The sequence below is a fragment of the Anaerotignum lactatifermentans genome (assembly GCF_016902535.1).
GTDB classification, from domain to species: domain Bacteria; phylum Bacillota; class Clostridia; order Lachnospirales; family Anaerotignaceae; genus Anaerotignum; species Anaerotignum lactatifermentans_A.
The window spans coordinates 40239-52305 of record NZ_JACSNY010000003.1; the positions used below are offsets into that span (position 1 = coordinate 40239).

Sequence of the window (12067 nt, forward strand, 5' to 3'; positions counted from 1 at the left end):
TTTTTGTGATATAATACATAGAATGTAATCATGGGGGCATCTGCCCCTTGGAAAAAACTGTTTCATCTGATGGAAAGAAACGTGCTGTGTGATTTCAGAAGGGAAACAGATGAAGATAGAATTTGGAGGAAACAACATGAGCAAACCTATTGTAGCGGTAGTGGGCCGCCCCAATGTAGGCAAGTCCACTCTTTTCAACCGTTTGGCAGGCGAGCGCATTTCCATCGTGCAGGATACCCCCGGCGTAACCAGAGACCGGATCTATGCCGATGTGGAATGGCTGAACCATAAGTTTACACTGATTGATACCGGCGGTATGGAGATCGGTTCTGAGGAGATCATCCAGAAGCAGATCTTACAGCAGGCGGAGATCGCCATTGAGACAGCGGACGTGATTCTGTTCGTTACGGACGTAAAGGCCGGTGTCACCGATGATGACAGACAGGTGGCAAACAAGCTGCGCCGTACCAAAAAGCCTGTGGTACTGGCGGTCAACAAAGTAGACAGCGTAAAGCGGGACACCATGGATATCTATGAGTTTTATGAGCTGGCCATCGGCGACCCCATGCCCATTTCCGCGGGACAGGCTCTGGGGCTGGGCGATATGCTGGATGAGGTGGTTGCTCATTTCCCGGAGGAAAGCGACCATCAGGAAGAGGATGACGCCATCAAGGTAGCCATTATCGGCAAGCCCAATGTAGGCAAATCCTCGCTCATCAACCGGATTTTAGGGGAGGACAGGCTTATTGTCAGCAATATCCCCGGTACCACCAGAGACGCCATCGACTCTCCCATTGAGGTGGACGGCCAGAAATATGTCTTTATTGATACGGCGGGGATGCGCCGCAAAAGCAAGATCAAGGAAGAGATCGAGCGTTTCAGCATCATCCGTGCTGTGGCGGCGGTGGAACGCTGTGATGTGGCGGTGCTGGTCATCGACGCCAACGAAGGCGTAACGGATCAGGATACAAAGATTGCCGGCATTGCCCACGAAAGAGGGAAAGCGGCGATTATCGCCGTCAATAAATGGGATTCCATTGAAAAAAATGATAAGACCATGAACCAGTATCTGAAGGATATCGGCAACGAACTGGCTTATATGCCCTATGCCCCCAGAGTGTTTATTTCCGCTCAGACGGGCCAGCGGGTGAACCGTCTTTTGGAAATGATCCGCACCGTCAATGAAAACCACGCCCTGCGTATCAGCACCGGCGTTTTGAATGAAGTTTTGATTGAAGCCACGGCTATGCAGCAGCCTCCTGCCGACAAGGGCAGACAGCTGCGGCTGTACTATATGACACAGGTATCGGTCAAACCCCCTACCTTCGTTATTTTCGTCAACGAAAGAGAGCTGTTCCATTTCTCTTACCGCAGATATATCGAAAATCAGCTGAGAGAAGCCTTTGGTTTTATGGGAACGCCCATTCATTTTATCGTCAGAGAAAAAGGGGATAAGGATTGATATGTTTCGACTGATTTGTTTGGCCATCGGGTACGCCATCGGCTGTATCCAGACGGCGTTTATCATGGGGAAGCTGTGCAAAACAGACTTGAGCAAGAAGGGCAGCGGCAATCTGGGCACCACCAACGCCCTGCGGGTGCTGGGCTTCAAGGCCGGAGCTGTGACCTTTATTGGGGATATTTTAAAGGGCGTTGTCAGTTTTCTGGTAGCCAGCTGGATTTTTCCCGACCAGGCTTTTCTGGCGGGGATCTATGGCTGTGCCGGGACCATACTGGGCCATGATTTTCCTTTCTACCTGCATTTCAAAGGCGGAAAGGGCATCGCGGCTACCATCGGCATGGTGCTGTGCATCGGACTGACCCAGTCCTGGCAGCTGCTGGCCGTTTCCTATGTGATCGGCCTGGGCGCGGCTGTTCTGACAAAATATATTTCTGTGGGCTCCATATTATTTTCCATCTGCATCTGTGCCAGCGCGTGGGTCTTTGGCCTGCCAATGGAGGCGGCGGTCGTCCTGACGGCTCTGTCCGCTCTGGCGCTGTGGAAGCACCGCAGCAATATGAAGCGTCTGCTGGAAGGCAACGAAAACAAGTTTACATTAACAAAGAAGGTATGAGAAAGGTGGTCTTGGGATGAAAAAGGTAGCAGTGATCGGCTCCGGCAGCTGGGGAACGGCATTGGCAATGATGCTGGTTAACCACGGCCATGAGGTAAAGATGTGGGCCAGAAGTCAGGCGGCCGTAGACGAGATCAACGAAAAGCATACAAATGAGAAATATCTGCCGGGAGTTCTTCTGCCGGAAGGATTGACGGCCACCACCGACCGGGCGGCGGCAGTGGAAGGCGCCGAGATTGTCATTTCCGCGGTACCCTCCCGCGCGGTGCGCAGTACTATCACGGATTTTTCCCCGGTGTTGAAGGAAGGCACAGTACTGGTGAATGTGGCAAAAGGCTTGGAGGACGGCAGTCTGCTGCGGCTGTCCCAGGTCATTGGGGAATGCGCCCCCCAGTGTAAGATCTGCGTTCTGTCGGGCCCCAGCCATGCGGAGGAGGTAGCCCGGGAGATCCCCACCACCTGCCTGATCGCTTCTGAGGACGAGGCTACCGCCAAGATGGTGCAGGAGGAGTTTATGAACCCCAGATTCCGGCTGTATACCAATACAGATGTGGTCGGTGTAGAAATGGGCGCCGCCATGAAAAATATCATCGCGCTGGCGGCGGGCATGAACGACGGTCTGGGCTTTGGGGATAACTCCAAGGCGGCTCTGATGACAAGAGGCATTGCCGAAATGAAGCGTCTGGGCATTGCCATGGGCGGCAAGGCCGATACCTTCGCCGGACTTTCCGGCATCGGCGACCTGATTGTGACCTGTACCAGTATGCATTCCAGAAACCGCCGGGCCGGCATCCTGCTGGGCCAGGGCAAGAGCCTGCAGGAGACGCTGGATCAGGTGCAGATGGTCGTAGAGGGTGTTAATACCGTACAGGCGGCCTGCCATCTGGCGGAAAAATACCACGTGGACCTGCCTATTACCCAGGCCATCAATGACGTGCTCTTCCATGGCAAAGGCACCCAGGAGGCGGTGCTGGAGCTGATGACAAGACAGGGCAAGAGCGAATAAAAATGGCAAATACATAAAGCAGGTTCCCCTTAAAAAACATTGGTTTTCTTAGGAGGATACCTGTAAAAAAATGACGTTTCCGAAAGGAAAACGTCATTTTTTTTACGCTCTGGCGGCGGCTTGCGACATCCCCGCCATCAGCAGCAGGAATACCAGCAAAGCGGCAGGGAACAGCCCCATGGAAATATGGGAAAGGAGCAGGCCCGTCAATGGCGGCATCAGGGTACACCCCAGATAGGAGCAGGCCATCTGCACACCCATCAGGGACTGTGCCGCCGTGGTGCCGAAGCGTTTCGGGGTGGCGTGGAGCATGGCCGGGTAAATGGGGGCGCAACCCAGACCTGTCAGCAAAAGGCCCCACCGCAGGAAACCGTCGGGCAAAGGCAGAAGCAGGGCCAGAATACCCAGCAGACAGATCACTTCTCCCAGCCGGATCATGGCATCATCGGACAGACGGATGGAAAGGAAGCCGCTGCCCAGCCGCCCCAGGGTGATGCCCAGATAGAACAGGGAGATCCACTGGGCGGCGGTATCCGCCGAAAGACCGTGGTATTCCGTTAAAAAGGAACTGCCCCACAGCCCTGTGGTCAGCTCTACGGCGGAGTAGAGGAAAAAGGCGGTCAGCGCCGGAAGGATAACGCTTTTCTTTCGGGAAGGAGCGGCGGTGCTTTCTTCCACGGAAAGGACTGCCTCCCTCTGGGGCGGCTGGTGTTTCCAAACAGGCAGGCTGAACAGCAGTACTGCCGCCAGAAGAATCTGGATGCCGGAGATCAGGCCGTAGCCCCGCTGCCATCCCAAGCCCTGGGAAAGACACTGGCCCATGAGCAGAGGCCCGGCGGTGGCGCCGATGCCCCAGAAGCAGTGGAGCCAGTTCATGTGCTTCGCTTCGTAGCGCAGGGCCACAAAATGATTCAGACCGGCATCTACACAGCCGGCGCCCAGTCCATAGGGGATACACCACAGGCAGAGGGCGGGAAAACTGCGGGAGACGGAAAACCCCCATAGGGCGGCGGCCGTCATAGCCACACTGATTGCCGTCAGCCGGCCGGTGGAAAAGCGCCGCAGCAGAAAGCCGCTGGCCAGACTGGATAATATGGTGCCGCAGGTAATGAGCAAAGAAAGAAAACCGCCCCAGGCCAAAGGTGCGCCCAGAGTCAGCCGCATCTGCGGCCAGGCGGAGCCCAGCAAAGCGTCCGGCAGGCCCAGAGAAATAAAGCACAGATAGATCAGTGCCAATAACAGTGCATACATACAACTTCCTCCTTGTTTTCTGGAATACTATAAAAATACCGTCAGATCCGACTTGAATCAATAAGATAATGGACTTATACTATAAGAAAACGGACGGGAGGTGGAAGAATATGCTGCAACCATGCGAATTGAGCAAAAACCCCAGACAGATGGAGCTGCGGCCCCACGGCACAGCGGAGTTTCCCTGCGGCGGCTATGATACGGCGGTACGGCAGGAGGAGGGCGGCATCGCCTGGCACTGGCACGAGGAAGCGGAGATGCTTTTTGTAACGGAAGGGATGGTACAGGTCTGTCTGCCGGACTGCCACTGGAGCCTGAAAACGGGGGAAGGCGCCTTTATCAACGCCAATGTGCTCCACAGCCTCCAGGCGGAGGGCGAGGGCGGCAGAGTGCGTTCCGCCGTATTCCATATCCGTCTTATCAGCGGCGGCAGCGATACGGTGTTCTATCGGAAATATGTTTCTCCTCTCATGGAGTATAGCGGCATCAAAGGACTGCGGCTGTCGCCGGAGGAGGAATGGCAGAAAAGCATGCTGGAGGAAGTTCGCCGGACCACGGCTCTGCTGGAAGAAAGGGAAGAAGGCTATGAGTGGGAGGTGCGTTCGTCCCTTAGCCGCTTCTGGAGTATTCTATATTCCAATACACGGCCTAAGGCGGCGGAGACCCAGCGACAGAGCATCGATGCTCAGCGTCTGCGTAAGATGCTGGAGCTGATCTGGAAGGAATACAGCCATCCGCTGGGGCTGGAACAGATCGCCCGGGCCGCCAATATTGGCCAGCGAGAATGCCTGCGCTGTTTCCAGCGGACCATCGGCGTATCGCCTTTGCAGTATCTGCTGCGGTATCGGGTATCCCAGGCGGCGGCGCTTTTGCGGGAGACAGATTTGCCGGTGGCGGAGATCGGCATCCGCTGCGGCTTTGATGATCCCAGCCATTTTGCCCAGACCTTCCGGAAATATTTCCTGCTGACACCCAGTGCCTATCGAAAGGGGCGTGTATAGGATGACCTGGCTGGATGTGCTGTGTCTGTGCGCCTGCGGGGCTATGGTATTTTTCCCGGAACGGATCTGGAAGATATTTTATGGAAATTTCTCGCCGGGAGAAGCGCCCAGCTGGCGGCTGCTGCTGGCCTACCGCTGTGCCGGAGGCGTGGCCTTTGCCGGATGGGTGTGGTTCTGGCTGTTGGGATTTGGGAGATAGTAAGAAGAAAGAGCGTGATCTTCGTCAGCGACGAGGGGACGCTCTTTTTTATGGAGAAAAAAGTGGAAACAGGGCGTTTTGTGGCAATTCGGACAAACATTTCATAGTATTTATATAGAAATTGTATCTAAAAGACATGTGATTTAACTTGCGTCTTATACTAAAAGATGATACAATAATTCTGGTTAAATAAGGATGAAATGGATTTATTTATAAGAAACATAATATCTCATTCCGCAAGAAATAAGATTTTCTTCCTGTTGGCAGTGGGAAGCAGGGTTGCGGCTCTTCTGGCATACAGGGGAAGGAATAGGAGAAAGCCCTGTTTTTGCAGCAGGCCGGGATATGTTGTTTCTCCAAAAGGAAATTTGCTTTTCTCTGGAAGAAATTGCATAGGTATGGGAAAAGCCCGGAAATAAGCCGTTTCTCAAAGAAAAATGAATTATTTTAATTCGAATAAAAATTTTTTTCTTGAATGACATTGATTTTATCAAAAATTAGTGATATATTGTTGTATGGTTTTCATGATTTATGAAAATCATGCAACAAAAGAGAAGGAATAAGTTTCAAAAGGGAAATAGATTTCCTGTAGATAAAATGTATTGAGGAGGAGAAATAGAAAATGAAAAAACACTTGGCTAAAAAGGACTTGCCTATATGCTCATGGCATCCATGGCGATTTCTTCCATGTCTGTGGTAGCATACGCGGAAGATGGAAGCGAGCAGACCGCTGCTGTGGTCAGCACAGAGGGAGAAATCAGCACACTGGGAACTGAGGATTCCGCGGAAGGACAGGAGGATGCGAAGATTGCAGATGTGGCTTCTGTAACAGTAGATGGCCAGGCAACGGGCTATGAGACATTGGCGAATGCTGTGGTTGCTGCAAATAGAGCAGAAGGGGAAGTAGTCCTGGATCTGCTGGAGGATACAACTGTAGATATTTCAACCGCAGCGAATAATTATGGTGCTCTGGATATTACCAAATCTATGACGATTAACGGTAATGGTCATAAAATTACGGCAACAGGAACAAGTGCGTCTTCTGTACATGTATTGAACATTATGGCGAAAAATGTTGCAGTGAATGATCTCGTCATTGATGGCGATGGTTTAACACAGCATGGCGTACAGTCTTACAATACCACAGGGACAAAGATCAAAAATGTAACAAGCAAAAATAACAAAGGCTATGGTCTGGTAGTCAACAGCTCCGAAGTAACGGTCGATGGCCTTACAACAGAAAATAATGGCTGGGGCGGCGTCAATGTGGACAAGAGAACTGGTACAGCAGTTGATGCAAAACTGACTTTTAACGAAGGCACTATCGCTGAAAAGAACGCCGTTTATGTAGAAAACGCAGCCAGCGATATTTCCGGCGCTGTAATCACCGGCGGTACTTTCCATGGTGCGGTACACAAAGTGGAAAACGCAGAACTTACAGTAAAGGGCGGAACTATTGTGCTGTCGGAAGATATCAACTATGATACAATGCTGACAGCACTGCCTTTGGCATCTGGAAATGCCTTTACGGTAGATTTGGATGGCCATACCATTACGATCGATAATGGGAGCAAAGGAAGGAGACTGTTTGTTTCCGGTGATTTAACGCTGAAAAGCAGTAAGGAAGGCGGCAAGGTAGTTAGCGACAAAAATGCGGTTGTGGATATCCTGGCAGGCGGCAGTTTTACCGTTGGAAAAAATGTATCGATTGAGAGCACTGCCAGTGCAGGGATTCTTTTAAAGGCGAATACAAAACTGACTGTTGACGGCGCCACTATCAAAGGCCTGTATTACGGGATTGTCGGAAACGGTACAGAAGACAATACCCAAATTACGATTAACAGTGGTTATATTGAGGGGGTAGAGGCTGAAGGATCTCCTGATGATGCAGTAGCAATTTACCATCCTCAGCTGGGTGATTTGACTATCAATGGCGGCACAATAGTAAGTGCAAGCGGTGTGCAGTACTGCGGCGCGGGCCGGGTAACCATTACCGGCGGCAAGATCATTGCTCAGGCGGATTATACGGAATTCCCTTCCAAAACAGCGGCAGAAGGGGATGGCACAGCCATCGATGGCGCGGCTCTTTCTCTGATTTCCAGAGGCGGCGGCTATCAGGATAATGACGATAAAATTCATGTAACAATCACCGGCGGTACACTGACCAGCAAAAATAACAGCGCCATTTCCGTATATCGCCTGGAAAAATCAGGGGATAAATGGATCACCAATGACAGTACAGAGCTGACCAGCTATCTGGGCAGCCTGCGTATTGCTAACGGCGTGTTCAAGGGCAGTGAGGCAAAGGGCGCTCTTGAAATCGATGGTGTGGCAAAAGACGCGGTAACAGTTACTGGCGGTACATTTTCTTCTGATCCCAGCGCATATGTTGCTTCTGGGTATAGAGTAAAAACAGATGGAACGAATTTCTATGTATCCAAGAAATCCTCTTCCAGCAGCTCTTCTGACAGCTCCACTGGCGGAAGCAGCTCCGGCAGCACCGGTACCACAACAGAAACCACTGAAAACAAAGACGGTTCCACCACAACAACAGTGACAAAGCCTGACGGCACAAAGACAGAAACCACCGAAAACAAGGACGGTTCCACTGTAACAGTGGTAACAAAGCCTGATGGTACAAAAACAGAAACCACCGAAAACAAGGATGGTTCCAAGGTAGAAGTGACAGAAACAAAAGACGGTACTGTTACGACCACAGAAACAGATAAAGAAGGCAATAAAACAGAAACCGTGGAAACGAAAGATGGCGCTGTAACAACGACCGTGGAACAGGTGGATGGTACTACATCTAAAGTAACCGTAGACGCGGATGGCGTGACAAAGACAGAAGTCAGCGTTTCCGAGGAAGCTGCGAAAGAAAATGAGGTTGTGGCACTGCCCATCCCTTCCGTAAGAGCGGAAAAGGACGCTTCTGACGCGACAGCGGTGGAGATCGAAGTCAAAGGCGATGAAGCAACAAAAGTAGAGATTCCCGTTAAGAATATGACCGCAGGCACCGTAGCGGTTGTAGTAGACGAATCCGGCAGAGAAACCGTTGTAAAAACTTCCCTGGTGGGCGAAAACGGTATTGTATTGACCGTAGAGGGCAATATGACCGTTAAGATCGTAGACAACAGCAAAGAATTTAACGATGTGGCAGACAGCTACTGGGGCAGCGATGCGGTACAGTTCGCGGCCAGCCGTGAACTGTTTGCTGGTACAGGCGAAAAGGCCTTTACACCTGACGGCACCATGACAAGAGCAATGGTATGGACCGTACTGGCAAGACTGGACGGCATGGCAACAGGTAGCGGTGCAAACTGGTACGAAGCAGGCCGCACATGGGCTGTGGCAAACGGCATTTCCGACGGCACAAATCTGGACGGCGCTGTTTCCAGAGAGCAGCTGGCATCCATGCTGTATCGTTATGCGCAGATGAAGGGATATAATACCAGCGTACAGGCAGACCTGAGCGGTTATACAGACGCGTCAAATGTCAGCGGCTATGCTGTAACTGCAATGCAGTGGGCAAACGCGGCAGGCGTAGTCAACGGTACTTCCAACGTGACACTGGACGCGGGCAAGGACTCCACCAGAGCACAGGTAGCGACTATGCTGATGAATTTCTGCAAAAACGTTGTAAAATAAGAAAGCGGATTTGACAAAGAAAGACGGATGGTCCTTCTGAAAGTCATTCCATGAAAAGAACCGCTGGAATCTTTTGTATCATAAGGATTCCGGCGGTTTTTTGCTGTTCGGGAAAATGATTCCTGCCATAGGTCTTTTTTGTGCGAGATAAAATTTTTCATTGAATAAAAAACGCCGCTGTGGTATAAAAAGAGGAGTGAAAAATTGGGGGGAAGGATAACATGGAATTTCTGATTGTGTGCCCGCTGGCGTTTCTGGCGGGGTTTGTGGATGCCATTGCCGGCGGCGGAGGCCTGATTTCTCTGCCGGCCTATCTGATTGCAGGTTTGCCGGTACATATGGCCATCGGCACCAATAAGCTTAGTGCCGGTATGGGAACGGCGGTGGCTACCTGGCGGTTCTGGCGCAAGGGATATATTCCCGTTCGGGAAGCGGTGTTTGGCGTGCTGCTGGCATTGGCCGGGGCATGGATTGGGGCGAGAGCCGCACTTTTGATCCCTGATGGGGTGTTTCGGGTTATTATGCTGGTAGTGCTGCCGGTGACGGGGGCCTATGTAATGTTTGGCCGCAGGATGGAAAGAGAAGAAACGGAAAGTTATGCTTCCAGCCTCCGAACCAGGGCGCTTGTGGCGGCAGTGGCTTTTTTCATCGGCATTTATGATGGGCTGTATGGACCCGGGACAGGAACCTTTCTGATGCTCTTGCTGACAGGACTGGCAAGACTTCCGTTGCAGAAGGCGGCGGGGGTCACGAAGGCCATCAATCTGACGACGAATATTACAGCGCTGACGGTATATCTGACCAGCGGCACAGTGCTGCTTCTGCTGGGACTGACGGCGGGGCTGTTTTCTATCTGCGGCAATTATCTGGGGGCCCGGTGCTTCTCCAAATCCGGGGCCAGAGTAGTCAAGCCGGTGATGATTTTTGTCCTTGTTATTTTCTTTATCAAAACATTGTACGAGCTGCTGGCATAGATGCCGCAGCTTGTTTTTTTCCAGATTTTTATGGCACTTCCCGATGTTACATAAAAAGCAAAAAACGGTTTATACGATTTGTGCGAAACGATCCGGCAGATGTCGGAAAAAGAGGAGGCACAACAGGAAAGCGACAGGCATTGTCAGAATACGAACGGTTTGGATTTGCTATGCTCCGGCTGGAGGAGAGATGGCTGGGAAGAGGAATACATAGGAGTAAAATAGGGCAGGATTCCTATATAGAAAAGACCTGCCTTATTTTTTTGCAAAAAAAGGATTATCTGAAAGCAGTGCCTTTCCAAAGAAATCTATGGCAAAATGAAACGTACAAATATGAAAAATGGAGGGATATATTGTGAACAACCGTCGATTAACAGAATATCAGATCAGAGCATACGGTCTGTATCTGTCCATGCAGGACCGCAGCAAGGGTACCATAGAAAAGTATCTGCGGGATACGATGGCATTTGCCCAATGGGCAGAGGAAAGAGAAGTAACGAAGGAACTTGCGGCTGGGTGGAAGGCCAGCCTTTTGGAGCGGGGCTACGCGCCTGTGACGATCAATGCCATGCTTTCCTCGGTGAATGGGCTGTTCAGATTTTTGGGATGGGAGGACTGTCATGTCAGGTTCCTTTGCGTCCAGCGCCGGCTGTTTCGTGATTCCAAGAAGGAATTGAATCGGATGGATTATCAGCGCTTGCTTTTTTGCGCACGGGAAAAAGGGAAAGACCGGCTGGCGCTGATGATAGAAACCATTTGCGCTACAGGCATCCGGGTCAGTGAGGTAAAATATATCACGGTGGAGGCGGCAAGGCAGGGAAAAGCGGAGATTTCGATGAAAGGGAAAATACGTATGATTCTGCTGCCTGCGAAGCTGTGCAGGAAGCTATTGAAATACGCCAAAAAAGAAAAAATCGCTTCCGGTATTATTTTTCGTACCAAAAGCGGAAAAGAAATTGGCAGACGCCAAATCTGGGCGGAACTGAAAGGTTTGTGTAAATTTGCAAAGATAGAACCATCTAAAGTATTCCCGCATAATTTGCGCCATCTTTTTGCCCGGATATTTTACAAGGCAAGCAAGGATATTATCAAACTGGCTGATGTCCTGGGACATTCTAATGTAGAAACAACCCGTATTTATCTTGTTGCCACAGGGGAAGAGCATCAAAGGCAGATGGAACGGCTGGGACTGGTGTTGTAAACAAAATCAACATTTTGTCTCAAAATGCAGTTCTAAAAATGCTTCTTAGATACATATTATGGAGAAATTGTAACATAATTTAACAGGAAACTCAATGTAATTCCAATTTTTGAGCATAAAAATAAAACCGTAAAATTACTGATTTTCACGGCTTGGTTTATTATGCTCTTTTATTTTGCAATCAATAGAAATGGACTATAAATAATCAAAAAATTACTAATTCATCAGGCAATCTTTTTTAAGATTTGCGCAGGAGAATTTTTTTCTATCACAAAATGTTGATTTTGTGATGGGAGGGGATAAAAAAGGATGAACATAAGAAATATGGCAGAACCGCGCAAAGAGTAACAGACAAACAGTGAGGAAGTGTGTTTTCAGAAAAATACAGAAATTTCCAGAAAAAAGCGGAGGCCGAAATGTAAGGAGGTGAAACGGAGAATGAAAGTAGGATTACCATTGCTGGATCTGTTGGCTGATGAAATGAAATGTGATTACCTGTCTGATCTGCGTTTTTTATCCCCGGAGAGAAAGCGGGAATTAGCGGAAAGGCTGAAGAAAATCGCACCGGAAGCCTATGATCTTCAGGTCTGGAATGATGCGCTGGTGTACCTTGTGGGCGAAGCGGCAGAAGAGACAGCTGCGGCTGCGAAGAACAGACTGGTGGAAGGGCTGGTATGATCCTGCAACAAGAAAGAAGAAAAAGTATATTTTT

The 12067-nt window shown here is 50.3% G+C and carries 11 protein-coding genes; 10 read left to right on the forward strand and 1 reads right to left on the reverse strand.

Annotated elements, in window-relative coordinates; genetic code table 11:
* The first annotated feature begins 136 nt into the window (after window positions 1-136).
* Genes der through H9X84_RS03110 form a run of 3 tightly spaced genes read left to right on the forward strand, consistent with a single transcriptional unit; the run spans window position 137 to window position 3081 of the window.
* Window positions 137-1462 (forward strand): ribosome biogenesis GTPase Der, encoded by a 1326-nt coding sequence (der, locus tag H9X84_RS03100; protein WP_205132872.1) that lies wholly within the window; start codon window positions 137-139, stop codon window positions 1460-1462.
* A 1-nt stretch (window position 1463) separates the two neighbouring features.
* Entirely contained in the window at window positions 1464-2075 is a 612-nt protein-coding gene (gene plsY / locus H9X84_RS03105; protein WP_205132873.1) for a glycerol-3-phosphate 1-O-acyltransferase PlsY, read from the forward strand.
* A gap of 16 nt (window positions 2076-2091) precedes the next feature.
* Window positions 2092-3081, forward strand: coding sequence for an NAD(P)H-dependent glycerol-3-phosphate dehydrogenase (locus H9X84_RS03110; protein WP_205132874.1), 990 nt, complete (start codon window positions 2092-2094; stop codon window positions 3079-3081).
* 102 nt (window positions 3082-3183) lie between these two features.
* Here the strand turns inward: H9X84_RS03110 and H9X84_RS03115 are convergent, their stop codons facing one another.
* Window positions 3184-4332 carry an MFS transporter gene (locus H9X84_RS03115; protein WP_205132875.1) on the reverse strand — a complete coding sequence of 383 codons (1149 nt, stop codon included), beginning with the start codon at window positions 4330-4332 and terminating at the stop codon, window positions 3184-3186.
* 110 nt (window positions 4333-4442) lie between these two features.
* Between H9X84_RS03115 and H9X84_RS03120 the strand changes: the two genes are divergently transcribed.
* From H9X84_RS03120 to H9X84_RS03150, 7 genes are all read left to right on the forward strand, one after another.
* Window positions 4443-5333 (forward strand): AraC family transcriptional regulator, encoded by an 891-nt coding sequence (locus H9X84_RS03120; protein ID WP_205132876.1) that lies wholly within the window; start codon window positions 4443-4445, stop codon window positions 5331-5333.
* A gap of 1 nt (window position 5334) precedes the next feature.
* Complete coding sequence (locus H9X84_RS03125) at window positions 5335-5532, forward strand: hypothetical protein (protein WP_205132877.1); 198 nt, start codon at window positions 5335-5337, stop codon at window positions 5530-5532.
* Between the two features lie 200 nt (window positions 5533-5732).
* Complete coding sequence (locus H9X84_RS03130) at window positions 5733-5951, forward strand: hypothetical protein (RefSeq protein WP_205132878.1); 219 nt, start codon at window positions 5733-5735, stop codon at window positions 5949-5951.
* 238 nt (window positions 5952-6189) lie between these two features.
* On the forward strand, window positions 6190-9180 hold the full coding sequence (locus H9X84_RS03135; RefSeq protein WP_205132879.1) for an S-layer homology domain-containing protein: 2991 nt from the start codon (window positions 6190-6192) through the stop codon (window positions 9178-9180).
* A gap of 221 nt (window positions 9181-9401) precedes the next feature.
* A complete protein-coding gene (locus tag H9X84_RS03140; protein WP_205132880.1) occupies window positions 9402-10154 on the forward strand; it encodes a sulfite exporter TauE/SafE family protein in 753 nt (250 codons plus the stop codon).
* A 355-nt stretch (window positions 10155-10509) separates the two neighbouring features.
* Window positions 10510-11355 carry a tyrosine-type recombinase/integrase gene (locus H9X84_RS03145; RefSeq protein ID WP_330612247.1) on the forward strand — a complete coding sequence of 282 codons (846 nt, stop codon included), beginning with the start codon at window positions 10510-10512 and terminating at the stop codon, window positions 11353-11355.
* 438 nt (window positions 11356-11793) lie between these two features.
* Window positions 11794-12033: a hypothetical protein gene (locus H9X84_RS03150; protein WP_205132882.1), complete on the forward strand. Its 240-nt coding sequence runs from the start codon at window positions 11794-11796 to the stop codon at window positions 12031-12033.
* Window positions 12034-12067: the final 34 nt, after the last annotated feature.